Origin of the sequence: Flavobacterium sp. Arc3 (genome assembly GCF_041431375.1) — a bacterium.
Lineage (GTDB): Bacteria > Bacteroidota > Bacteroidia > Flavobacteriales > Flavobacteriaceae > Flavobacterium.
This window is the reverse complement of sequence record NZ_JASMRI010000012.1, coordinates 105,036-131,271: the sequence shown is the minus strand read 5'-3', so window position 1 is coordinate 131,271 and position 26,236 is coordinate 105,036. Positions and strand designations below refer to the sequence as shown.

The following is a 26,236-nucleotide window of genomic DNA, read 5'->3' as shown; positions in this document are numbered from 1 at the left end:
CGAGAAAAAGATTTAATTTTGAAACACCAAATTATATGTTTAACCAAAAAGTTGCATTAGTAACTTGAATCCAGCAACTAAAAACGCCTTCATAAAAAAATTTTTAACTAACTGTTTTTAAAGTTATTAAAAATAAATAAAATAGACTACTGAAAATATTGAATTTTAATTACACATACCAAATATTAATTTAAAACTAAACATTATGAAATCATTTATTATTACTTTGTTGTTTTTAGGTTTAACCGTTTCGTCATATGGACAAGATAAAACGAAGAAAGAATACGAAGAAGGAATCATGAAAATCGAAGAACTACCGGCAGTCGTGATTAAAAGAGTAGGAGCTGACTTTTCTATTTATATCCCTGATAATAATCCTGACATGGACATTAGAAGATTAGAGGAAAAGTTTATTGCCTATGACATTGGTAAAGATTATCAAGGATCTGAAAACTACTTGTTAATCATGCAAACAAAGGATGGTTCTTTATCAGCTACCTATGATGATAAAGGAAAATTAATTCGAGTAGTAGAAAATTTTAAAGATATACGATTACCTAACGAAGTAATCTATTCTATTTATAGAACCTATCCAGACTGGACTATTGTAAATGACAAATTTTTATACACGCAAGAAGATGGCGATGTCCTAAAAAAACAGTACAACCTCAAAATTAAAAGGGAGAAAGAAACACTTCGCCTTACCGTTCGTCCTAATGGTGAAATTCTAAAAGTCAGATAAAACCAAATGTCACAAAAAAAGAGGTTGTCAAATAAATTTTGACAACCTCTTTTTTTTTACCGTCTTGGAAATTACTTCAAACTTGCAATTGCATTTACATTTGCAACTATTAATGAAGTATCATATCCTCCAAATGCTTCCATATAACTTCGTATTGAAGTACCATAAGCATCCTTGATGTATTTTTTTCCATTACTTTTAAAGTATCTCTTTACAGAACCCGCACCACCAAGATGCGCAGCTGCTAAAATCCCGGATTCTGTGACCAAAATCCCATTTACCACCTTACCATCGTATTTCTCGATAATATCCTGTAATATCCACTTGTTTTTCGACAAAAGGGCCACAAAGGCTCTTTCCTGCATCTTAGGACTTCTAAGAAATAAAGAAGTATCGTATATTCCTACTGATTTTAAGGTTTCGTTACCAAACTGGTATTTCCCTAAATAACCGAGAGAATTGATTTTTTTGTATTTGTTTTCAGATTCTCTATATCCGACTGCTTCTTTGAAACCAATAAATAAATTTCCAGTAAAAGGAATATTCATATTGGTGTAATCGTCCTGCTCTAGCGATGGAAATAAGTATCTAATTCCATCTGTGTTTTTTATTAGAAACCACTGATTTGCTTCAATCTCAAGAGGTTTAAAACCCGAGCTTAAAAAAGCTATAATAACAGTTAAACTTGTATAAAAATACCACTTCTTTACCATAAATTATTTTTCTTCAAAACGCTGTCCCGTTAAGAAATTTCTGCGTGCAAAGATACAATAAAATTCATAAAGCTGTAAATCAAGCTGTTAAACTTACCTAAAAATACAATATCTGACCTCTAAAACCCTCGCGATGTGAGTATTCAATCGTTGGCGCAGGAATTTTTAAAGTGTTCAAAACAGAGAAAATAGTCTTCAAAAAATGAGATTTTGTTTGAATTTTCGTCAGGTCAACGTCAAAACTCAAATAAAACCGTCTCCTTCTTTCGGTTTTTGGCGTTAGAAAAAGCCCGCTATTTTCGCCATTTCCAGTGATCATTCCATCCGCTCCGTAACCAATAGCTAAGTTTAGCCATTTGGGTATTTTTGAACCTTTAGAAAAGGAATATAAATTGGCCGAAAGCCAATAGGTTTGTCCATTGTAATCCTTTAGAATTTGTTCTGATACAGAGCTTCCTAAAACATTGGGTCTGTATTGAGCATATTGAGCCGAATGAAAAGAAAATTTAGGCGTGATACGTTGCTCGTTCCAAAGTAATTCCTGTGAGACGTATAAAGCCGTCCCTGAAGCATTAGCAATTATATCTCCTGATGAAGCACCCCATTCAGAAGAAAACCCGTCTAAGACCTCAACAGCGGTTAAAAACGCAAAACCAATCCCCGCTCCGTAAATCAATCGTTCTTTTTGGGTAGTTCCGCTCCATGCCAGCATTTCTGCCCCGAGTCTCCCCAAATGATAAGAAGAATACATATGGCCAATCTTATCCATCTGCAGCCACTCGTCATTATCATTGATAAAGTGAAATTTTGATTTTGGATAATCAGCGTACCAAAGTTGGTTTAAACCTACTAATGCTCCTGAGGTAACTATTGCTTCCGTAATGATTACCGCATTTCTTCTGCTTGTATTTAAGGTATCAGAAGGTGTTAGGAAACCGTCTAGTCCATTTTGTCCAAAACTAATATGAAACCATAGCATTAAAGAAAGTAAAAAAAAACAATTGCTTTTACCCTTCAAAATTATCTTTTTACCCCTTGGGCGTTGATCCAGTCCGAATATTTTTTAGCATTTGCATTGTGCTCTGTTAAAGTAGCTGCAAATTCATGATAGCCAAAACGCTCGACACTTGCGCAGAAATAGATAAAATCATTCTTTTCAGGATTGATTACAGCTTCTAAAGCGGTGATATCCGGCATGGCAATAGGTCCTGGAGGTAGTCCGATATTCATATAGGTATTGTAAGGAGATGCCATTGTCAAATCATTGTAAAAGACTCTTTTGATTACTTGGTCAAAGTCATTTGATTTCAATTTCAGGGCGTAAATAACCGTAGGATCTGCTTGAAGCGGCATCCCTAATCTCAATCGATTAAGATATACGCCAGCAATTCTTGGTCTTTCATCTTTTTTTACCGATTCTTTATGAACTATCGAAGCTAAGATCGTTGCTTCAATAGGAGTCAATCCCTGTTGCGCTGCTTTTGCAACACGCTCCTTATTCCAGAAATTGCGGTATTCTTTGATCATTTTATCGCGGAATTTTTCGGCTGGTGTGTTCCAATAAAACTCATAAGTATTTGGAATAAACATAACCAAAACATTTTCGGGGGTAAAACCGTTTTCCTTTAGAAAAATAGAATCTTTAAAAGAGCTTAGCAATGACAAACTATCGGCTTCTATTTGAGAACCTACTCTTCCAGCAAAATTTTCTAGGCGTTCTTGATTGTTAAATGCTAATTTTACGGGAACATTATATCGCATTGCTTTTACAAGAGCATAGCTATTCATTCCTTTGGTAAATAAAAAACGTCCCGCTTTTATATTTTGAGGATAGCTCATTTTGTTTGCCACCATTTCGAAGCGATCTATATTATCCACATAAGGTGCTAATATTTTTTTTACTGTTTCATAATTAGAATCTGTGGGAACATGAACATACACTTCCTTTTCGGCAAATTTTGTGTTGTCAGCAAAAATTTGTTTTACAAGGATGAATCCATAGATAATTAATCCTGAAACCACAACTACGGCTACAATTGAGATAGTTTTTTTTATATTCAAAGCTAAAGTTTTAAAATTGTTGATTAATTAATTGGAAAAATGCCTCGTCTTTATAACTACCACTCACTAGATTCCAATCTTTTTTTACACCGATACATTCGAAGCCAAATTTAGTAAAAAGAGCTTTACTTGCTTCATTTTCGGTGCCAATATTTGCATACAACTGATGTAAATTAAGATTATGAAATGCATATTGTATTAGCAGACCTAATGCTTCAGAACCAATATTTTGATTTCGTTTATCAAGTCCCTGTATTACAATCCCTACTCCTGCCCTATTATTTTTTGGATCAAAATCAAATAAATCAATTAATCCCACAGCTGGAAAGTCCTCATCTTGACAAATAGCCAATCGCAATTGCTTAGCTTCATAAATATCCTGATGTGCGTTCTCCAGATACTGCTTTACTAAAAACCGACTGTATGGGGTGTTAGTATTACTCACGTCCCACATACTCTGTTCGTTTTCTATGGCATAAATAAACTCCAAATCATTTGGTTCAAGCGCTCGGATGTATATGTTATCTCCTTTTAGGGTTATCATTATCGAAATAAGAGGTTAAGGGTTAAAAATTAGAGGTAAGTTTAAACCTCGATTGTTCCTTCAAAGACAAACTTAGCAGGTCCTTTCAGGAATACATTAGTGTAATGGTTGTCTTTTTTGTCGAAAGAAACGACTAGTTTTCCGCCTTCCACATTTAAATCTATAGACTTAGCATCCGTCACCCCAGTAGCATTCATCGCTATCGCAACAGCAGTAGCACCCGTTCCGCAAGCTAATGTTTCATCTTCAACACCTCTTTCATAGGTACGTAGCGAAAAAGTAGTGGCATCTATTTTTTTTACAAAATTGATGTTACTTCCTTGTTTTCCGTACAAATCACCGTATCGAATGGCGGCGCCTTGTTGTTTTACATTAAAATTTACTAAATCATCCACAACCTGAACGTGATGAGGAGATCCAGTATCTAAAAAAGTATAATCGGATTCTCTTTTAATATTCGAAACATCAATCATTTGCAATGACACAATACCTGCTTCATTAACTGTTGCATGATGCATGCCGTCTACAGCATTAAAAGTAGTGCTGTCTCCGATCACTTTTAATTTTTTGGCGAAAGCCACCAAACATCTTCCACCATTACCACACATGGTGCTTTGGCTTCCATCTGAGTTGTAATACACCATCTTGAAATCAGATTCGAGATCATTTTCCAATAAAATAAGGCCATCTCCTCCTATTCCAAAACGTCTATCACATAAATGAGCCACGAGTTTCGTATCTTCTTTTGGAAAAGTTCCTAGCCGATTGTCAATCATCACAAAATCGTTTCCGGTTCCTTGGTATTTATAAAATTCTAATTGCATTTTCTTTTAATTGTGTTTCACAAAAGGACTAACTATTAATGAAACGTTAATCACTGTTAAAGAGCGTTAAACTGTTTTTTGAACGCCCTATTTAGTTCTATTTTTACATTACAAATAACGTAAAACTTACTCTATTATGAATCGATTTTCACAGCTATTTTTGGCATCTCTATTAAGTGGCGCCGTAACATTAGGAGCTTACAAATTATTATTTGACACTAATGGCTATTTTTCTTCCAATAAAACCCCAATAACAACCTTATCAACTGATTCCTATGCTAAAAAAGTAGGCCTATCTCCAGACGTAATTGACTTTGCAGATGCTGCCGAAAAAACAATCCATACAGTCGTCCACGTAAAAAATGTATCCTATAAAACCGTTTCTAATCCCATGCTCGAATACTATTACGGATACAAAGGAGGACAGACACAGGAACAGGTGGGAACAGGTTCTGGCGTGATTATCTCTGCAGATGGTTATATCGTGACTAATAATCACGTGATTAAAGATGCTTCTGAAATTGAAATCACCTTAAACAATAAACAATCTTACAAAGCAAAACTAATTGGTACCGATTCAAAAATGGATATCGCTTTACTAAAAATTGATGCTGACGAAAAACTCCCTTATACTACGTTTGGTAATTCTGATTCTGTAAAAATTGGGGAATGGGTGCTCGCAGTTGGTAATCCCTATAATTTAACCTCAACGGTAACAGCCGGTATTGTTTCGGCGAAAGCCAGAGACCTTGGAACCAGCGGAATTCAATCTTTTATTCAAACAGATGCTGCAGTAAACCCAGGGAACAGTGGCGGCGCTTTAGTGAATACCCGCGGTGACTTGATAGGAATCAATACCATGATTTCCTCTATGACTGGTTCTTATGTAGGTTATTCTTTTGCAGTACCGTCTAATATAGCCAGAAAAATCATCGAAGATTTAATGGAGTATGGTAACGTACAACGAGCAATCCTAGGTGTAGAAGGTGGAGAATTGAATGCAACCGCTTCCAGAGAATTAGGAATTAATCAAACCGAAGGATTTTACATTGGTGCCGTTACAAAAAATTCTGGTGCTGAAAGATCAGGGCTTCAAAAAGGAGACATCATCGTTAAATTAGACGACCAGAAGATTGCTACTTATGCAGACCTTTCTGGGTACATCAATACTAAAAGACCCAATGATAAAATACAGGTTACTTATACCAGAGGTGGAAACAATCGTGTAGTCGCTGTCGTATTGAGTAAAAATGAATTCTTCAGTACTGAATTTAAAGGAATCGAATTAGAAAATATTAATGCCGCCGATAAAAAGAAATTCAACATCAATTATGGCGTGAAAATTAAATCCATCTCTAACGAAAATTTAGTTCAGTATAGCAATGAGTTAAAAGGAAGTATTATTCTGAGTATTGATAATGTAAAAGCTAAGGATATCGAAACGGTTTCTAAACTTTTAAATACTAAAGAAGAAAATCAAAGCATGCGCCTCGAAATGATTAATAAAAGCGGGGAAATCTTTAGAGTTATCATCTAATAACTCCCCCTTTGAATAAAAAGAAAGCCAGGCCGTAAAAACGCATTGGCTTTTTTTATTGAAAATAAACGTCGAAATAGTTTACGAAATCGATTGAAATAGGTACTTTTGCGGCAAATTTTATCAAATAACTACTAAAATTTTTTTTAAATTTTCAATATGAGCAAGACACCTTTGTATCAAAAAGAAGTTTCATTTCAGGTCGACAGACGACGTGCGGGAGTAGAATTAATTAAAATTGTCAGCGATTTATGGTATGACAAATCCATAGAAATGGTTTTGTTTAAAAACCAATTGATAGACAAAAACGTAAACGAAATCATCAATTTGCATCAGTATGCCGCTGAATTTGTAGGCAAACCGATTACCATCTTTGATTCGGTAGAAATTGCCAAAGTCGTTTTATCATTAGACTTACCGCCATCAAAATTAGATATTGGTAAACTGACTTACGAGTACGTATTAGAAGATGATAAATACCCAGACGCAAGACATTTTGTATTAGACAAATTAAAAGAAGCCAAATCATCGGAAGAAATTCAGCCGAAAGATGTGGTTTTATATGGTTTTGGTAGAATTGGACGTTTATTGGCCAGAGAGCTAATGTCTAAAACCGGAAAAGGAAATCAATTACGATTGAGAGCGATTGTAACCAGAGATAAAAATGATGCCTCTACACTTGAAAAAAGAGCTTCTCTATTGCGTTACGATTCCATTCATGGTGATTTTCAAGGTTCTGTAACCGCTGACGTTAAAAACAATGCGTTAATCATAAACGGTACCACAGTTCATATTATTACGGCAAACGCTCCAGAAGAAATTGATTATACTGCTTATGGAATTGACAATGCTTTGGTAATAGATAATACAGGTGCTTTTACAACTAAAGAAGCTTTAAGCAGACATTTAGTTTCAAAAGGGGCACATAAAGTATTACTGACTGCTCCGGGTAAAGGGGTTCCAAATATTGTTCATGGTGTAAACCAAAATGAATACAATCCAGACGATTTAGATATTTTCTCAGCCGCTTCTTGTACAACAAATGCCATCACTCCGATACTGAAAGCAGTTGAAGATACTTTAGGCGTAGTAAAAGGACACTTAGAAACCATACACTCATATACAAATGACCAAAACTTGGTCGATAACATGCACAAAAAATACCGTCGTGGTAGAGCTGCAGCCTTAAACATGGTAATTACTGAAACGGGAGCAGGTACTGCTGTTGCGAAAGCGTTACCATCACTAGAAGGTAAATTGACCTCTAATGCGATTCGTGTTCCTGTTCCTAATGGATCATTGGTTGTTCTGAATCTTGAAGTAGCAAAAGAAACTTCAATTGAAGAAATCAATGCTATTATGAAAAAATATGCATTAGAAGGTGAGTTAGTAGAGCAAATTAAATACTCAACAAATAACGAACTGGTTTCTTCAGATATCGTTGGTACATCTGCACCTTCGATTTATGACAGTAATGCCACAATCGTTTCTAATGACGGTAAAAACATTGTCTTGTACATCTGGTATGACAATGAATATGGCTACAGTCACCAAGTTATAAGATTGGCAAAATATATCGCTAAAGTAAGACGTTTCACGTACTACTAGCCTACAGATTACAGGTTTGGGAAGGCCGTTTCAATTTTTAGTTTTTAGTTTTTAGTTCAAGTTTTAGATTAAGATTCACAGCGGCCCAACCTGGATTAAATAGAAAATCCCTCCCGTTATTGCAACGTGAGGGATTTTTTTATGTTTACTTTTAAAGAAGAGAAAGGAAACAAAGAAAAAAGGGTAAAGACGTAAGATTCAATACTCACTTCCTTTTTTCGTTATTCTTACTTCTCACTTTTCACTAACAATTATTCTTTAGTTCGCGTCAAATAATAAACCGGTACTCCAAGTAGCATGATTAACACACCCCAACCGCTCGTACTCGTTTTAGTGACAAACAAGGCGATGCAGATGGCACTGGCCACAACAATATAAAGTCCTGGTAAAAATGGGTAACCAAAAGCCCTATATGGTCTTTCGACATCCGGCATTTTTCTGCGGAGGATAAAAATTCCCAAAATGGTCAGTATGTAAAATATCAAAACGATAATCACCACAAAATCCAGCAAATCGCCATATTTCCCTGTCAGACACAAAGCCGAAGCCCATAAACACTGTGCCCATAAGGCCCAGGCCGGAACTTTCGCTTTGTTCAATTCAGCGGCTTTCTTGAAGAAAACCCCGTCCTTGGCCATAGTGTAATACACTCTCGCCCCTGCCATGATTAACCCATTGTTGCAGGCAAAAGTCGAAATCATAATCATCACAGCGATAATCAGGGTCCCTATGTCCCCAAAAATGAATTGCGAAGCGACAACGCCTACCCGATCCGCCGGGGCAGTGGCAATTCCCTGCAAAGGCACCACTGCCAGATACATCAGATTCGCCAACACATAAATACAGCACACGATTGAGGTACCCAGAAACAAGCTCAAACCCACATTGCGTTTTGGGTTTTTGATTTCACCCGCTATAAAGGTCACGCCTTCCCAAGCCACACTCGAGAATATCGAACCCACCAATGCTGCCGAAATTGCCGATATCAAAACCGTCCCGCTGATAGGGATCCAGTTTCCTGTGGCCAAATCAAGTGATTTCGATCCCCAGGCGTCAACCCAGTTAGCATCCCAAACCTCAGCTTTGGCGGACATGAAGCCAAAAACGATCAGTCCGGCCAATGATAAAATCTTGATCACCGTTAAAACCGTTTGCAGAATCTTAGAGTTTTTTACCCCTCGACTGTTTACATAACTTAGTAAAACAATAATAAAAATAGAAACCACTTGTGCGGCATTCAGTTTAAAATCTCCAAGCTCATACAGAATATTCGCATCGCTAACGACCGGAAACAAATAGGCGGTAAATTTAGCAAAGGCCACACCCACTGCGGCAATCGTACCGGTCTGTATCACGGCAAAGAAACTCCAGCCGTATAGAAACCCAATCAACTTCCCGTAAGCCTCCTTGATGTACACATATTGGCCACCAGCTTTGGGAAACATCGCACTAAGTTCGCCATAACTCACCGCGGCAATCACGGTAATAACACCCGTAAGCACCCACATGGCGATCAGCCATCCTGCAGAACCCAGCTGGCGCACCATATCTGAACTCACTATAAATATCCCAGAACCTATCATGGAACCCACGACAAGCATGGTTCCGTCAAACAAGCTCAGTTCTCTCTTAAAATCGTCTTGATTATCTTCTTGCATATTTTGGTTTTTGTTTTTTGGTTAGATAAAGATATACTTTTTTTGGAAATCGATTAAGTTATACCCATATTCTTTTGGGCGTGCCCTTGTTGCAGAACGACTCCTAACATCCAAAAATTCCGTACCGGCAACAAGGTCAGGCTATCCGCTGCAATCTCCCAAAAAGCGGGAGGATTTCCGCTGCTATCCTTCACGCGGGCGAAAGTGCAATCAATGATACATCGAATTCAAGTAGAACGACTCAGTTCAAGTTGGAAAAAAAATAACGATAACGCAATTGCTTTACATTAACATATTACAAAGTATATGGAGACTCCTCCTTTGTAGAAATCAAAAGATTGAGAGAAACATAAAAAGCTGCATTAATGAAAAATGCAGCTTTTTATATGGTATAAACAGTAAACGATATTAATTATTTCGTTTTCATTGGTGGTAAATCAAATGCTTTTGATTCATGTTCAAAACTGCTACGGTGTGAACCATCACAAAAAGGTTTGTTAGAAGACAACCCACAACGACAAAGACCTAAAGTCGTTCTTCCTTCTAGCCCATATACTTTACCATCACTGTCCATTATTTCAAAATCACCTTCTATCTTAATAGATCCGTTGTTATTGATTATTAGTTTTGTTTTGCTCATAATGCTATTTTTTTTTTGAGTTCAAAGATTGCAAAATAAATGCTCAGCATTTCGCATAGACGTACACTTTTTTGACTTCACAGCCCTAATTTATCTTTATTCTATTTTATTTCGTCGTTGCGAACCCACGGCCAAACAACACCTATTTGACCACGACTGCCTATCAATTCACTTTTTTTTGCCCGTCAAATCAATTACATTTACCAAGCCGCATGATTGTTTGAGAAACAGATACTTTCTCTTAAGAGCGTCATTAGTTACCATCATAATGAAATTTAAAGCATGAACGAAAAGATTAAACTCAGGGAAGCAATGTCAATTGGAATTGGCGGAATGGTCGGTGGCGGAATCTTTGCTGTTCTGGGATTAGCAGTTTCGCTGGCACAAGGCGGAACCCCTGTCGCCTTTCTAATTGCAGGAATTTTAGCTTTAATCACTTCTTATAGTTACGTCAAACTCTCTATGACCGATCCCGATCGTGGCGGAACCGTGAAATTTATAAACCAAGGATTTGGCAAATCCGTTTTCAGTGGCGGAATGAACAACCTCCTCTGGATTAGCTATATCATAATGCTCTCACTTTATGCTTCTGCCTTTGGCTCCTATGCTCCTAATTTACTTGAAATAAGCAATAGAACAGCTGATTTTCATATTTATGCAAGTGCTATAATTATTTTGGCTACAGCCATAAACTATTACAGTATAAAAATAGTAGGTCAAATTGAATCCTACGCTGTAATTATCAAACTCATTATATTGCTGTCGTTTATTTTATTAGGGATTTATGGATTGTTTGGAAACCCTAACTTGAGCCAACTCTCTTTTGAAAATTGGGAAACTCCTCTAAAACTAACAACGGGCGGCATGGTAATATTTGTGGCTTACGAAGGTTTTGAGCTCATAGCAAATGCTGCGCCGGACATCGAAAACCCCAAAATCAATATCCCAAAGGCATATTACTATTCGGTTATTTTTGTCATTCTACTCTACGTAATTATTGCTGCGGTAACAGTAGGCTCTATTCCCTTTAAAGAAATTGCAACCGCCCAAGATTATGTTTTGGCAGCAGCAGCAAAACCCATGCTAGGAACAACGGGATTTACCATTATCACCATTGCTGCACTAATCTCTACCTTTTCGGCCATTAACGCGTCCTTATATGGAGGCAGCAGAGTAAGCTATGAAATAGCCCAAGACGATGAATTACCACATCATTTAACGAGTCTCCTTTGGAACCAACCCATCGGACTACTGATTACCGCAGTGGCTACTTTGGCTATTGCCAATTTATTAAAACTAGAAAGTCTTTCCACAGCAGGAAGTGTTGGTTTCCTATCCATCTTTGCAATAGTAAACTTTGTAGGTTTTAAATTGCACGCCGAAATTAATGGAAACAGAATCATTCCGTTGACTGGTTTTTTACTTTGTCTAACTGCAGTATTAGTTTTGATACAACAGCAATACCTATCGAACAAAGTGGGCGTTATTGTGGCAATCTCAATCATATTTAGCTGTTTTCTTCTAGAGTGGATTTACAAAAAAACAAAAATAACAATTAAATAAAGCCAGCTCCTAAACTACTTCGACGTTAGATTTTAAATAAAAAAACGGCCAAAATATAAAGGCTTAAAATCGCCTATTCCTTTATTTTTTCGTAATTTTAAAGAACTTTTAAATAAAAATTCTCGCTCGAAAACACACTTCAGCAAAATTTAAAAATTCATTGCAGATTACAACTTGACGCGTACATATAAAGAAACACTGATTCGCTATTAAAAACAACTTCCTCGTTTTAGCGATGCCTTTTTAAACTGCGCTAGAGCATGAAAAGAAATAGTTAACTAATAAATCAATAGTATGGAAAATTTAAAACGCAAACTAAAAAATGATTTTAACTGGGAAGCACAGTGGCAACAATTGTATATCTTGACCGAAGAATGGTACTCTGACTTACAATTTTATAAGGAGGATTTGAATTTTTTATACCATCTTGTTGACAAATATTTTATGGGATTGACCCTTAATGCGAACTTAGATGAAATGCGAGACATAGCCAAAGAGCTTTCTGACGAAAGTAAATGTTGCGATGGACTACAAGACAAAACCGCTCTACATTTGAAACATCTCGCCGAGCTTATTGATGCTCCCTATAAATATGATTCCCACCAAATAAGAAGCGAGCATGATAAATTAGAAAATGAGATCTCCTCTTTTGTAAATAAATTCAGGAAAAACAAAAAAGCAATATTCTCCATAACTGAGAAAGTGATGAAAAAAGAAATTCAAAAAAGGTTGACGCCATAGGGTATTACTAATTTATGTCTAATATGCAGATATTCTAGGATATCTACATAAAAAATAGTAGAGAAACTTGACATATATATCAGGTATGCCAATATTAAGCGCTTATACGACCCTTAAAAACTGTACTGATGCCATTCCTTTTAATAAAAAAGCATTCAACGTAATAGATAATTTAAGCTTGTTAATACCTAACAGAAAAATAGGTCACGAAGAAATAATAATTGAAGATTCGTTACTAATGATTGCCCTTAAAAAAATTTAGACTGAGGTAATAAAAGTCCGTAAACCATTGGTGGCAAACCTATTATTTTTTCTATACACATAATAAATGCTGACAAATCTTTTCAAAAAGCGATGGATACTAACGTCAATTCGATAATGTCACTTGAAAACATGTTTTATGGAGATCCCGTGAGACAGGTAATGGATCCTTGTGGATAGAAATAGATGATTGCAACACATAGATAGGATATCTCTCCCGAAGAAATATAAAAACGTTTTGACAATATGTTTACCAAGTAAAAAACACAATATGGCATAGGAGGAAAACAATCTTTCCCCATTTTTAATTACAATTTAGGCATCCTAATTCTAAAGTTTATGAATTTAGATGCCTTTTTAGCTAGCATAAAGCCGAACTATTTCACCACTTGCAGTTTTAAAATTTAAATTAAAAATGCTTTCTTCTAAAATCCTATCTGTACTATTATATCCCAAAAATTAATCATAATTTAGTATTCCTTTTCTGAAGCTAATAACAGCTTCACTGTTCTTATAAAAACAGTAAAAAAGAAAGAGTAAAATTATCATTTAAAATTATGGAAGCACTAAAGTTAGGATGGATTGGCCTTGGGAATATGGGAAACCCAATGGTGAAAAACCTGTTAAAAGCAGGTTTTGAGGTAGTTGTATTCAATCGCACCAAAGACAAGGAAAAAGAATTAATAGACTTAGGAGCAACATCAGCATCTAATCCGAAAGAAGTGATACAAACCTGTGACGTAGTGATTACGATGTTATCTAATGACGATACTGTCAAAGAAGTTTTTGAAAGCGAGAATGGTTTACTTTCTCAAGACAATCCTGAAAAACTGATTATCAATATGAGTACCGTTTCTCCTGAAACTTCTCGCTACTTAGCGACAATCTGTACCGCGCGTCAGGTACATTTTATTGACGCTCCCGTTTCTGGAAGCGTTAAACCGGCTCAGGATGGCACCCTTGTAATTTTGGTAGGAGCCACTGACGAAGATTATCTACTTGCCAAACCCATTTTTGATGTTCTGGGAAAAATTTCTATTCCCGTGGGAGATCCTGGCAAAGCGAGTTCAGCTAAATTAGCTATTAATTACCTGCTAGGACTAAACCTTCAGGGACTGGCAGAAACTATTATTTTTGCCGAGAAAAGCGGTGTGCGAAAAGAAGATATGCTAACGATTATAAATGAAGGTGCTTGCGGAAATGGCATCACCAATATCAAAGCCAATTCTGTTTTAAACAACGATTATCCTGCTGCTTTTGCACTCAAACATTTGGTCAAGGATCTGAGACTAGCTAAGGAAGCTGGATTAGACTCACCTCTAATCTATCCCTTGTATAATAGCTATGAAACTGCCCAAAAAGAAGGTTTGGGGGATGAAGATGTAATGGCAATCATAACGAGTCTTAGAAATAAATAAAAAAACTTTCCTTCCTCTAATAATATAGGCAATGCTGACGACAAGCGATAAAAATTAAAATAAATCACAATAAACAAATAAACAATATGGGAATATTCTCGGCACTACTTGGTAACGCAGGCGCGGTAACTCAAGAACAACTAACAAAGGAATTCGGGCAACTACTAATCGACGGAGAAGAGATTGAATTGGGTTTTAAACTGATTCGAGACACTTTTATATTTACTACTAAACGTTTGATATTAGTCGACAAACAGGGCTTGACAGGAAGCAAAACAGAATACAAATCCATTTCCTATAAAAGTATTTCTAGGTTTAGCATTGAGACTGCAGGAACTTTTGACCTTGATGCCGAGTTGAAAATTTGGGTTTCGAGCGAATTACAACCCAGTATTAAAAAACAATTTAACAAGTCAGTTAATGTTTATGAAGTGCAAAAAGTGCTGGCACATCATGTGCTCGGGTAAAATAAGCTGAGACAGATCACAAATAAAAACCGTTTCAAGAATCAATAAAATCAAACTGCTACTTCATCAATAGTAGTTTTTTTTTATGCAAAAAGACATTCTGACTCACAAAACCAGCTGCAAAAAGTCATTTTTATCTTATTGAAAACAACAAATACATAAAAAAGGATGACTGCTACTTTGAATTAAACGACGGGCTTCATTTTAAGGCAAATCTTCTTTTAGGTATATTTAATTTTGTAACTTTGCTGTTCAATTAAAAACAATGAGTAAATCACTTTTTTTTAACATAAGTAGTTGTGCATCAGGACCTTTATTTATATTATCCTATCTGCATGATGACTCTTTTCTTAAAGTTTCCAAAGACTTTATATAATAGTCCCTGCCAAACCCAAGGCAGGGAAACTTTCAGATATCCTTTATATATAATTTAAAACCATCAATGACTTATTGATACAGCTTTATCATTAAATACCAATCCCGTACAGGAAAATTGATGTTTAATGTTTGGGCCGCTAAAAAAGCTGCACCAAAAGTATTGGTACTAAGAAAGAGAAAAATGTCACAAAATATTATTTTAACAACAGGTATTTACGATCTAATCAAAGACCATATTAGAAGTAAAAAAGTAACACCTACAGAAGAGGAAGCTTTAAAATTACAACTTAAGAATGCAAAACAGTTAACCCGAAAGAATTTACCGGATGACATTGTCGACATAGACAAACGTGTAACCGTTAAAAACTTAGATAGCAACCTTGAAGAAACTTATGTTTTTGTTGCTCCAGATAAAGCCAAGAGAAGAAACCAAACGGAATCCATATTAACCAAGATGGGGCTTGCATTAGTGGGCTGGAAAGTAGGAGATGTGATTAACTGGAACTTTGAAGAAGGTGAAAAACAACTGAAAATCGTCGCAGTTGAAAAACGCGATTAAAAAAAACAAAAAAGGTCAGCATTCCTAGTTTGGGAATGCTGATCTTTAATTTATACCCAAACTGTATTCTTTTCTTTTTTTATACAAATACAACACTCTTTTCAAACTAAAATTTCGTGTTTCAAAAATTCACATTTGACAAAAAAAGAAATATTTGCCATTTTAAAACTACTATATCCCATTAAAGGTACAAACCAGCCAACTACCACTGAACATTGAAAATAAACATTTAACCGCAGAAAAGCGAGGAGTGCGATTCATTTCTAGCAAAAGTAGCCACGCATTTGATACTTCTGACCCAAGCCATAAACGATTCTCTTAAATATGATTCTCAGCCGTTTAAAGGAGAGCATGAAAAACTCGAGGCAATATTACCATTTTTACAAAAAAACTCCCAAGTTAACTTGAGAGTTCGTTTATAAAGTCTGTTTTTTTGATCGAAAATACTACAACACCCGATTAATTTGACTTACTTTCTTTTTATAATACTTTTCTTTAACTGAAGATATCATTACACCTCCACTAACCGAAGCATGGATAAATTTGATATCACCGTCAACTGCCTCGACTACCATACCAACATGGTTAATTTGTCTTCTACCATTCGTTTTAAAGAAAATTAAATCTCCTTTTTGAGCATCTTCATTATCAATCTTTACTCCATATTGCGATTGTTCTATAGAGGTTCTTGGCAACTGAATATCAAAATTACTAAAAGTGGTACACATCAATCCAGAACAGTCAAACCCATCCTTTGTGGTTCCTCCCATGCGGTATCTTGTCCCGATATTCTCTGAAGCTGTAGAAACTAATTGATCTAAGAAATCAGTTCCATGAAAAGACTTTACATTATATTTGGAATCTGAATTCCCCATTTCATTAGTTGACCCAGAATTACTATTTGAAGCAATCGCCTCAACAGCTTTATTACTTCTAATATTTAATTTATAGCCTACTGGAAGACCTCTAATAATTTTCGGGTTTTGTCGTTCTAACTCTTTTACTGAAATCCCATATTCTTTAGCGATTCCATATTTTGTTTCTTTTGCCAATACTTCTCTCACCACTTCTGTTTCAACAGCAACAGCGTTAGTAACAGGTTCAACTATTGTTAGAGTTTCAGCTTTCGACACTGTTTTATCACCTACAAGAACTAGCTCGGCTTTTGTGTTTTTAGGTTCAGGGCGGGACTGAGCCGTAACTTCAGATTCTTTTTTTATTTCTTTTTGAACAACTGCTAACGATTTATTATTTTCCTCTTTTACAGGAATTGAAATTGTTTGACCAATTTTTAAAGCTTCTGTTCCAAGAATAGGATTTGCTTTGTCTAAGTCAGCTACTGTAATTCCGTATTCTTTTGCAATAGAATATTTAGTGTCGTTTGCTACAATTTCACGCACAACACCTTCGGATGAGTTTACTTTTGCATCATTGAACTTTACAGTAAAATTTGATTCTTCTTTTTGAATTGTTTTTCTTTCAGGGGTAGTATTTTTTTGAATTTCTTTTATTGGATCCGCAACAGTTAAAGTTAGACTTTGATTTAATTCTGTTCCTGGAATTCTTATTGTATCTCCTTTTTTTAATCCTGAATTCTGTAGTGTAGGATTGATTTTGTATAAATCTTCAACGGTAACTCCGTATTGTTTGGCTATGCCGTAAAGGGTTTCTTTGGGAAGGACTGTATGCTTTTTTTCAGGGTATGCAATAGCAATATCTGATGTAGTATTTTTGCTTTTTGAGACAGCTGCGGGAATTAATAAAACTCCTTTGAATTTTATCCCTTTTCTGGCATCAGGATTGAGTTCGTAAATAGCAGTGGGCTTAATATTATAATGCGCAGCAATCTGAGAAATAGTCTCCCCCTTGGAAACGGTATGCTCTGTATACTTTTGTTGCGAAAAACCACTTAGACTACTTAATAAAACAACTCCAAAGACCCAATTAAAAAACCGCATAAATTTCATTTAAATTTCACTCAAAAACTTCTATCTCCCTGAATAACAAAACAATAATACAATTTTATTTTCACAAAATCATAAATCATACTACAATAACGTTCTTACTCGAATATATTGCATGTCTAAAATGCGAATTTAACCTATAAATACAAATATCTTACTATTTTAACATCTCTTTACAATCATTTTAACAAACTAAAAAAACATAAAAAAACGCTCTGTTTCCACAGAGCGTTTTATAACTATTAATAAACTTAAAATTAAGCTTCAGCAGCAATTAAGTTTAATGCTGATCCAGCAACATACCAAGCAATTTGTCCTTCATTGTAAGTATGATTCGCTAAGATTAAATCTTTGCTTCCATCAGAATGTACAAATTCTACTGTTAATTGTTTTCCTGGTGCAAAATCAACTAAATCTATAAAGTTGATCGTATCATCTTCTTGGATTTTATCATAGTCCGCTTCATTAGCAAATGTCAATCCTAACAATCCTTGTTTTTTAAGGTTTGTTTCGTGGATACGAGCAAATGATTTCACTAATACCGCTTTAACACCTAAGAAACGAGGCTCCATTGCAGCATGCTCACGAGAAGAACCCTCTCCGTAATTATGGTCTCCAACAACAACAGAAGGAACTCCAGCTGCTTTGTATGCTCTTGCTACAGCAGGAACTGCACCATATTCACCTGTTAATTGATTTTTAACTGAATTTGTTTTTTGAGTGTAAGCATTTACAGCACCAATCAACATATTGTTTGAAATATTATCTAAATGTCCACGGAAACGCAACCACGGTCCAGCCATAGAAATATGGTCAGTAGTACATTTACCAAATGCTTTAATAAGCAATTTAGCTCCTGTAATATTTTTTCCATCCCAAGCTTCAAATGGGGCTAATAATTGTAATCTATCCGAAGTTTCGCTTACAACAATTTTAACTCCTGAACCATCATCGGCTGGTGCTTGAAAACCATTATCATCAACATCAAATCCTTTTTTTGGCAATTCATCACCAAAAGGAGTTGTTAACATTACCTCTTCTCCTTTATCATTTATTAAAGGATCTGTTAATGGATTAAAATCTAGTCTTCCTGCAATTGCTAAAGCCGCAACCATTTCTGGAGACGTTACAAAAGCGTGCGTATTTGGGTTACCATCTGCTCTTTTAGAGAAGTTACGGTTAAAAGAGTGTACAATTGTATTTTTCTCTTCTTTATCAGCACCAGCCCTGTCCCATTGTCCAATACACGGTCCGCAAGCATTTGTAAATACTTTAGTTCCCAATTTTTCAAAAGCAGCAATCATACCGTCTCTTTCGATAGTGTAACGAATTTGCTCAGAACCTGGATTAACACCAAATTCAGCCTTAGGAGTAATACCGTGTTCTATGGCCTGATTCACAATTGATACAGCACGAGCCATATCTTCGTAAGAAGAGTTGGTACAAGAACCAATTAATCCCCATTCCACTTTTATTGGCCAACCATTTGCTTTCGCTTCCTCTTTCATTTTAGAAACTGGAGTACCTCTATCCGGAGTAAAAGGTCCATTGATATAAGGCTCTAGTTCCGAAAGGTTGATTTCAATCACTTGATCAAAATATTTCTCAGGATTTGCATAAACTTCTGGGTCACCAGTTAAATAACTAGCTACCTTATCTGCAGCATCAACTACGTCTTGACGACCTGTAGCAGATAAATACCTACGCATAGAATCATCATAACCAAAAGTCGAAGTAGTAGCACCAATTTCGGCACCCATATTACAAATGGTTCCTTTACCAGTACAAGACATACTTAGTGCACCTTCACCAAAATATTCAACAATTGCCCCTGTTCCTCCTTTTACAGTAAGAATATCGGCAACTCTTAAAATGACATCTTTTGGAGCCGTCCAACCCGATAGTTTACCAGTTAACTTCACTCCTATTAATTTAGGGAATTTCAATTCCCATCCCATTCCTGACATTACATCAACAGCATCAGCTCCACCAACACCAATAGCAAGCATTCCTAAACCACCTGCATTTACAGTATGTGAATCTGTCCCAATCATCATTCCACCTGGGAAAGCATAGTTTTCTAGAACAATTTGATGAATAATTCCCGATCCTGGTTTCCAGAAACCAATACCGTATTTATCTGAAACTGATGATAAGAAATCAAAAACCTCGCTTGATTGTTCTTTTGCAACAGCTAAATCCTTCTCAGCTCCTACTTTAGCCAAAATTAAGTGATCACAGTGTACCGTTGTTGGAACGGCAACTGTTTTCTTACCTGCATGCATAAATTGCAATAAAGCCATTTGAGCCGTTGCATCTTGACAAGCTACTCTATCTGGAGCAAAGTCAACATAATCGACACCTCTTCCATAAGCTTGCTTCGCCTTTCCTTCCCATAAGTGGCTATATAAAATTTTCTCCGTTAAAGTAAGTGGACGATCAACTACTTCGCGTGCAGCATCAACACGACTTGTCATGCTGTCATACACTTTTTTTATCATTTCAATATCAAATGCCATATATAATTGTTTTTTTTATTATTGTTTTATAGACACGACAAGGTACAAAAAATAGAGTAGCTATAAAAATAAAAAAAAGCCTGAATCATAGACTCAGGCTTTTTGATATAATTAATATTATTATTATTTAACTAACAACTTATGAGACGGTGCAAATTGCGTTAGATTAATTCCTTTTACAGCTGCTTTGTATTCCTCCATAGTAGGTGTTCTACCTAAGATTGTAGACAATACAACAACAGGAGTTGAAGAAAGTAATGATTCTCCTTTTTTACCTTCAGAATCTTCAACCACTCTTCCTTGGAAAAGACGAGTAGAAGTTGCCATTACGGTATCCCCTTTTTCTGCTTTTTCTTGGTTCCCCATACATAGATTACAACCTGGACGTTCAAGGTAAAGAATATTTTCATATCCAGTACGCGCCACCCCTTTTGGAGCATTATCGTCAAATTCGAAACCAGAATACTTTTGTAAAACTTCCCAATCTCCTTCAGCCTTAAGTTCATCCACAATATTATAAGTAGGAGGCGCCACTACAAGCGGTGCTTTAAACTCAACTTTACCATATTGCTCGTCTATGTTCTTAAGCATTTGAGAAAGAATTTTCAAATCACCTTTGTGAACCATACAAGAACCAACAAAACCAAGATCTACTTTTTTCACTCCTCCATAAAAAGACAGCGGTCTGATCGTATCGTGTGTGTATCGTTTAGAAACATCTGCATTATTTACATCTGGATCTGCAATCATTGGCTCTTCAACCAGATCAAGATCAATTTCAACTTCCGCATAATACTTCGCATTTGCATCCGGAGTCAAAGCAGGTTTTTCACCAGATCTAATGGCTGCAATCCTATTATCAGCGATTGTAATCAACCCCTTAAGAACTTGTTTCGCATTATCCATCCCTTTATCGATCATGATCTGGATTCTTCTCTTAGCGATCATTAATGATTCGATCAAAGTTTCATCCTCAGAAATACAGATAGAAGCTTTCGCTTTCATCTCGGCAGTCCAGTCTGTAAAAGTAAATGCTTGATCAGCAGTAAGCGTTCCTAAATGAACCTCAATGATTCTTCCTTGGAACACATTCTCTCCGCCAAATTGTTTTAACATTTGAGATTGAGTAGCATGAACTACATCACGGAAATCCATGTAAGTTTTCATGTTTCCTTTAAAAGTAACTTTTACTGATTCTGGAATTGGCATTGAAGCTTCACCAGTAGCAAGTGCAAGCGCAACTGTTCCTGAGTCTGCCCCAAAGGCAACCCCTTTTGACATTCTTGTATGAGAGTCACCACCAATAATGATTGCCCACTCATCTACAGTAATATCATTTAGCACTTTATGAATTACATCAGTCATTGCAAGATATTCCCCTTTAGGGTCACGAGCAGTAATCAAACCGAAGTCATTCATAAACTTCATCAATCTAGGGATATTTGCTTTAGACTTATTATCCCAAACTGAAGCAGTATGACAACCTGATTGGTACGCACCGTCAACAATTGGAGAAATCACAGTAGCAGCCATAGACTCTAATTCCTGAGAGGTCATCAAACCAGTTGTATCTTGTGAGCCAACGATATTAACTTCTACACGCACATCTGAACCGGCGTGTAAAACTTTACCTGGAGTAGTTCCAACTGCATTTTTGTTGAATATTTTTTCTACTGCTGTAAGCCCTTGTCCTTCGATAGAAACTTCTTTTGAAGGAGCAAATACAGGTAAAATATCAATACCTAGCGTTTTCGATGCAAAAGTTTGAAGTTTTTTACCGAATACAATTGCGTATGAACCACCCGCTTTTATAAATTCCATTTTTTGAGGAGTGAACGCTTTAGAAATATCTATAAGCTCTTTGTCCCCATTATATAATTTTTTTGTTTTTGTATTGATCGTTAGAACAGTACCTGTTGCAACAGAGTAAGCCTCTTCAAGAACAGGGTCTCCATTCTCATTACGAACAGCTTCACCATTCGCATCAAGTACTTTTACCCAGTTTTTTAGATCTAGACCAATACCACCAGTAACATCAACTGTAGTAAGAAAGATTGGAGAAATTCCATTTGTTCCTGCTACGATTGGAGCAATATTAATAAAAGGAACATAAGGACTTGCTTTTTTTCCTGTCCAAAGCGCCACGTTATTAACACCTGACATTCTTGACGAACCAACACCCATTGTACCTTTTTCAGCAATCAGCATCACACTTTTATCAGGGTGCTGCGCTTGCAAAGCTTGAATCTCATCTTGTGCCTCAGGAGAAATCAAACATTTCCCGTGAAGTTCACGATCTGATCTTGAATGTGCTTGGTTACCAGGAGAAAGTAAATCGGTAGAGATATCCCCTTCACCAGCTATATAAGTAACTACTTTAATTTCTTCTACTACCTCTGGAAGTTTAGTAAAAAATTCAGCTTTAGCATAACTCTCTAAAATATCTTCAGCAATCGCGCTTCCGCTTTTGTAAGCCACTTCTAAACGAGCTGTATCTGCTTCATAAAGAAAAAATTGCATTTTAAGAACCTTTGCAGCCTCAGTTGCAATAGCTGCATCATTACCTAATGCTAAATCAAGTAAAACTTCAATAGAAGGCCCACCTTTCATGTGTGATAACAACTCAAATGCAAAAGCAGGAGTAATTTCTTTTACAATAGATTCACCCAGAATAATTTCCTTTAAAAAAGCAGCTTTCACACCAGCAGCGCTAGTAGTTCCAGGAACAGTATTATAAGTAAAAAATTTAAGGGATTCTTCGCGTTCAGCGTTATCTGAATCTTTAATTTGCGCAATGATTTCGCTTAGTAATTCAGCGCCATCAATCGGTTTTGGGTTAAGTCCCTGACCTTTTCGTTCTTCGATTTCCTGTAGATAATCGTTATACATGTTCATAATAGAATTCTTTTCAATGTTAAAGGCTGATTTTTTTGATCATCTCAAAATCAAAAGCCATAATATCAATGTTTTTTTTGTTTTTTTCGTAATGCAAATTAACGAATTTAAGATGAGAACTAAAAAAAATTAATAGAAGTGGCCTTTTCAAAAATTATTATTGTCTAATACTAATTTTTAATACGTATAATTGATGAAAAAGTAAAAAATTAACATTTAAATGACAAATCGACAATTATTTATTTGAATTTTAATTCACTAAAATTCCAAATAAAGAGAATGTAAGTAATCGTTGTAGTTAATCATAAACATTGCCATTCTACAGCGTAGTTAAAAGCGCTTTAAATTAACTTTGCAATAATCATTTCCTCCGTAATTCCTTCAGCATCCGCTTTATAATTTTTGATAATACGGTGACGTAGAATTCCAGTTGCCACAGCTTTAACATCTTCAATATCAGGCGAAAATTTCCCGTTGAAGGCAGCATGCGCTTTGGCTGCTAATATTAAGTTTTGAGAAGCTCTAGGTCCTGCTCCCCAATCCAAATAACTTTTAACAAACTCATTAGTCAACGGATTGTCTGGACGTGTTTTACTGACTAAGGTGACAGCATATTCAATCACGTTATCCGCTACGGGAATCCTTCGAATCAATTGCTGAAAATCAATAATTTCCTGCGACGTAAATAATGGGATAATCGTAGTTTTGTTATCTGATGTAGTACGTTTCACCACTTGAACCTCTTCTGCAAACGAAGGATATTCAAGTTTGATTGCAAACATAAATCGATCTAGCTGGGCTTCAGGCAAGGGATAGGTTCCTTCCTGCTCAATCGGATTTTGGGTAGCCAAAACAAAGTAAGGAAGATCCAGCTTATAATTTTCACCTGCGATAGTAACAGATCGTTCTTGCATCGCTTCAAGCAAAGCTGCTTGGGTTTTTGGCGGCGTACGGTTTATTTCATCCGCCAGAATAATATTCGAAAAAACAGGCCCTTTTATAAATTTAAATTGACGGTTTTCATCTAATATCTCACTTCCCAAAATATCAGAAGGCATTAAATCCGGAGTAAATTGAATTCTCTTAAAATTAAGTCCTAAAGCCTGAGCAAGAGTATTCACCAATAAAGTTTTAGCTAATCCAGGAACACCAACAAGCAGTGCATGTCCGCCCGAAAAAATACAAAGCAATACTTGATCAACCACCGAATCCTGACCTACAATAATTTTTGCGATTTCGCTTTTTAACTCATTTCGTTTCTGAACCAAATTATGGATTGCTGCTACGTCAGACATTTTTAAAGGGGATTTAAATTAAAAAAGAGTTAACTCTATGAAATCATAAAGCTAACTCTTTTTATTTATTTTAGAAAAATATAATTATTTTTTTAACCAATTGTTTGTAAAGTCACAGTCTCTATATTCACCAAGGATTTTAATATAGGTCTCTTTGATTTTCTCATCAAACCATTTTCCAATCGCTTTGATTTGTTTTTCTTTTAGTGCTAAATCTTTTATCTTAATATAATCTGTAGCATAATCAGCGACATGCTCATTAATTCTATTAGTAACCGTTATTAACTTATAACTTTTCTTTCCGTTTTCATCCGTATTTAATATTGGCTGAGAAATACTATCGTCTTTTAAATTAGAAACCTCACTATATAGACTTGGGTCCATTTTAGTCATTTCAAAACGGGTGTCTTGTGTTTTTGGATTAATTAAAGAACCTCCATTCGCTCTAGTTTCTTTTTGATCAGATTCTGTTCTGGCTGCTTCAGCAAAACTGATTTTTTTATCTACAATCTTATTTCTAATTAAAGTAATTTTCTCTTTGGCTGACGTCAAAGCATCATCAGATACTGTCGGAGTCAATAATATATGACGCAATTCAATTTCTTGACCTTTGATTTTTTCAACATAAATAATATGAAAACCAAAATCAGTTTCGAATGGATCAGATATTTCACCTTCTTGAAGACTAAAAGCAACATCTTTAAATTCTTTAACAAATGGTGTTTTTCTATTCATTTTATAGTAACCTCCATTTGAGCTTGACCCCGGATCTTTTGAATACAATACCGCTTTCGTAGCAAAACTTGAACCCTCTTCAACTTCTTTTTTAAATCCATTCAACTTGTCAATCACCTTTTGTTTCTCTGCATCGGATACTTTAGGCGTGATTACAATCTGAGCTACTTCCATTTCTGCTCCAAAAAGAGGCAATTCATCTTTAGGAATTGATTTGAAAAAATTACGAACTTCTTCAGGTGTAATTTCTACTTCTTCAACAATTTTCTTTTGCATTTCAGAAGAAAGCTTATTCTCTTTCAAAATATCAAAGAAATAACTTCTGAATTCTTCTTCAGAATTTTTCTTGTAATATTTTATTACTTTATCAAGAGAACCAATTTGACCTACCATGTAACTCAATCTCTCCTCCATCATTCCTTTCACTTCAGCATCCGTTACTTTAACACTATCCTGAATGGCTTGGTGCGCATATAATTTATCCTCAAGCAATTTTCCTAACATTTGACATCTAGTGATGTCTTTTACAGAATTACCCTGACTTGACAACTCTAAATAAGACTTATCTATATCTGAATCTAAAATAATATAATCCCCTACTGTGGCAATAATACCGTCAATCTTTTGTCTTTGATTAGTTTGAACCTTCTTAGCAGGCGTAATCACACTATCTCTAATGATTTCTTGCGCTCTGGTAATAGTACTTGAAAACAGTAAAAGAAAAAATAAAAATGCAATTCTACTATTTATGGACTTCATTTGTATTGTTTTTAATGGCATTATATCAATTTTATATTTTAGTAAAGTATTCTAATTTTCATTGGACGGAATCCCTTTTATAAAGCCCCTATGGCTCGCCGCCAAATATACACTTTAACGATCAAGAAATAAAAATGTTCTTACAAACAATTTCCTAAAGTTAAAACGAACAAAAATAACAATTCAATTACATAATACAAGTTTCCATACTACTATTAACAAAAAATTATAAGCCCATTTACTCATTACGGAAACCATGTAATATCCTCAAGCCCTTACCAATTTAGCTTTGCTATTTAATGACTTACTACTTTAGCAAGTCAAGCTCACCTGGCAAGGCTATTGTATCGTTACT

Annotated in this window: 21 protein-coding genes and 1 pseudogene; 10 read left to right on the top strand and 12 right to left on the bottom strand. The window is 35.6% G+C overall.

What is annotated here, in order from left to right; translation table 11 throughout:
• Nucleotides 1–205: 205 nt before the first annotated feature.
• Nucleotides 206–742, top strand: a complete 537-nt coding sequence (locus QO200_RS10910; RefSeq protein ID WP_371539750.1) for a hypothetical protein — start codon at nt 206–208, stop codon at nt 740–742.
• Between the two features lie 71 nt (nt 743–813).
• Here QO200_RS10910 and QO200_RS10905 read toward each other — a convergent pair whose 3' ends face one another.
• The 5 genes from QO200_RS10905 to dapF form a co-directional block, all read right to left on the bottom strand.
• Nucleotides 814–1,455: a peptidoglycan-binding protein LysM gene (locus QO200_RS10905; RefSeq protein WP_371539747.1), complete on the bottom strand. Its 642-nt coding sequence runs from the start codon at nt 1,453–1,455 to the stop codon at nt 814–816.
• A 97-nt stretch (nt 1,456–1,552) separates the two neighbouring features.
• On the bottom strand, nt 1,553–2,434 hold the full coding sequence (locus QO200_RS10900) for a DUF2279 domain-containing protein (protein ID WP_371539745.1): 882 nt from the start codon (nt 2,432–2,434) through the stop codon (nt 1,553–1,555).
• Between the two features lie 41 nt (nt 2,435–2,475).
• Nucleotides 2,476–3,516: an endolytic transglycosylase MltG gene (gene mltG / locus QO200_RS10895; protein ID WP_371539743.1), complete on the bottom strand. Its 1,041-nt coding sequence runs from the start codon at nt 3,514–3,516 to the stop codon at nt 2,476–2,478.
• Nucleotides 3,517–3,526: 10 nt separating this feature from the next.
• The gene (locus QO200_RS10890; RefSeq protein ID WP_371539740.1) at nt 3,527–4,060 is read right to left on the bottom strand and encodes a GNAT family N-acetyltransferase; all 534 of its coding nucleotides are present in this window, start codon (nt 4,058–4,060) and stop codon (nt 3,527–3,529) included.
• Between the two features lie 41 nt (nt 4,061–4,101).
• Nucleotides 4,102–4,884, bottom strand: a complete 783-nt coding sequence (gene dapF / locus QO200_RS10885) for a diaminopimelate epimerase (protein WP_371539738.1) — start codon at nt 4,882–4,884, stop codon at nt 4,102–4,104.
• Between the two features lie 136 nt (nt 4,885–5,020).
• Here dapF and QO200_RS10880 point away from each other — a divergent pair, with 136 nt between their 5' ends.
• Together QO200_RS10880 and QO200_RS10875 are read left to right on the top strand one after the other, a co-directional pair.
• Nucleotides 5,021–6,421, top strand: coding sequence for a trypsin-like peptidase domain-containing protein (locus tag QO200_RS10880; protein ID WP_371539735.1), 1,401 nt, complete (start codon nt 5,021–5,023; stop codon nt 6,419–6,421).
• A gap of 159 nt (nt 6,422–6,580) precedes the next feature.
• Nucleotides 6,581–8,029, top strand: a complete 1,449-nt coding sequence (locus tag QO200_RS10875) for a glyceraldehyde-3-phosphate dehydrogenase (protein WP_371539732.1) — start codon at nt 6,581–6,583, stop codon at nt 8,027–8,029.
• A 251-nt stretch (nt 8,030–8,280) separates the two neighbouring features.
• On the opposite strand, the gene QO200_RS10870 is transcribed toward QO200_RS10875, so the two are convergent.
• Together QO200_RS10870 and QO200_RS10865 are read right to left on the bottom strand one after the other, a co-directional pair.
• Nucleotides 8,281–9,687, bottom strand: coding sequence for an APC family permease (locus tag QO200_RS10870; protein ID WP_371539730.1), 1,407 nt, complete (start codon nt 9,685–9,687; stop codon nt 8,281–8,283).
• A 412-nt stretch (nt 9,688–10,099) separates the two neighbouring features.
• The gene (locus QO200_RS10865) at nt 10,100–10,327 is read right to left on the bottom strand and encodes a CDGSH iron-sulfur domain-containing protein (RefSeq protein ID WP_371539727.1); all 228 of its coding nucleotides are present in this window, start codon (nt 10,325–10,327) and stop codon (nt 10,100–10,102) included.
• A 282-nt stretch (nt 10,328–10,609) separates the two neighbouring features.
• Here QO200_RS10865 and QO200_RS10860 point away from each other — a divergent pair, with 282 nt between their 5' ends.
• From QO200_RS10860 to QO200_RS10830, 7 genes and pseudogenes are all read left to right on the top strand, one after another.
• Nucleotides 10,610–11,890, top strand: coding sequence for an APC family permease (locus QO200_RS10860; protein WP_371539725.1), 1,281 nt, complete (start codon nt 10,610–10,612; stop codon nt 11,888–11,890).
• Between the two features lie 294 nt (nt 11,891–12,184).
• Nucleotides 12,185–12,631 (top strand): hypothetical protein, encoded by a 447-nt coding sequence (locus tag QO200_RS10855; protein WP_371539723.1) that lies wholly within the window; start codon nt 12,185–12,187, stop codon nt 12,629–12,631.
• 85 nt (nt 12,632–12,716) lie between these two features.
• The gene (locus tag QO200_RS10850) at nt 12,717–12,893 is read left to right on the top strand and encodes a hypothetical protein (protein WP_371539721.1); all 177 of its coding nucleotides are present in this window, start codon (nt 12,717–12,719) and stop codon (nt 12,891–12,893) included.
• Nucleotides 12,894–13,434: 541 nt separating this feature from the next.
• Nucleotides 13,435–13,914: pseudogene (locus tag QO200_RS10845) on the top strand (NAD(P)-dependent oxidoreductase); the annotation flags it as partial.
• Between the two features lie 21 nt (nt 13,915–13,935).
• Nucleotides 13,936–14,310 carry an NAD-binding protein gene (locus QO200_RS10840; RefSeq protein WP_371539757.1) on the top strand — a complete coding sequence of 125 codons (375 nt, stop codon included), beginning with the start codon at nt 13,936–13,938 and terminating at the stop codon, nt 14,308–14,310.
• 86 nt (nt 14,311–14,396) lie between these two features.
• Complete coding sequence (locus QO200_RS10835; protein ID WP_371539719.1) at nt 14,397–14,777, top strand: PH domain-containing protein; 381 nt, start codon at nt 14,397–14,399, stop codon at nt 14,775–14,777.
• Nucleotides 14,778–15,336: 559 nt separating this feature from the next.
• The gene (locus QO200_RS10830; protein ID WP_371539716.1) at nt 15,337–15,714 is read left to right on the top strand and encodes a GreA/GreB family elongation factor; all 378 of its coding nucleotides are present in this window, start codon (nt 15,337–15,339) and stop codon (nt 15,712–15,714) included.
• A gap of 446 nt (nt 15,715–16,160) precedes the next feature.
• On the opposite strand, the gene QO200_RS10825 is transcribed toward QO200_RS10830, so the two are convergent.
• From QO200_RS10825 to QO200_RS10805, 5 genes are all read right to left on the bottom strand, one after another.
• Complete coding sequence (locus QO200_RS10825; protein WP_371539714.1) at nt 16,161–17,672, bottom strand: LysM peptidoglycan-binding domain-containing protein; 1,512 nt, start codon at nt 17,670–17,672, stop codon at nt 16,161–16,163.
• A 263-nt stretch (nt 17,673–17,935) separates the two neighbouring features.
• Nucleotides 17,936–20,197, bottom strand: a complete 2,262-nt coding sequence (locus QO200_RS10820) for an aconitate hydratase (protein ID WP_371539712.1) — start codon at nt 20,195–20,197, stop codon at nt 17,936–17,938.
• Nucleotides 20,198–20,320: 123 nt separating this feature from the next.
• On the bottom strand, nt 20,321–23,092 hold the full coding sequence (locus tag QO200_RS10815; protein ID WP_371539709.1) for a bifunctional aconitate hydratase 2/2-methylisocitrate dehydratase: 2,772 nt from the start codon (nt 23,090–23,092) through the stop codon (nt 20,321–20,323).
• 341 nt (nt 23,093–23,433) lie between these two features.
• The gene (locus tag QO200_RS10810) at nt 23,434–24,387 is read right to left on the bottom strand and encodes an AAA family ATPase (RefSeq protein WP_371539706.1); all 954 of its coding nucleotides are present in this window, start codon (nt 24,385–24,387) and stop codon (nt 23,434–23,436) included.
• A gap of 84 nt (nt 24,388–24,471) precedes the next feature.
• The gene (locus QO200_RS10805; protein ID WP_371539703.1) at nt 24,472–25,902 is read right to left on the bottom strand and encodes a peptidylprolyl isomerase; all 1,431 of its coding nucleotides are present in this window, start codon (nt 25,900–25,902) and stop codon (nt 24,472–24,474) included.
• Nucleotides 25,903–26,236 lie beyond the last annotated feature (334 nt).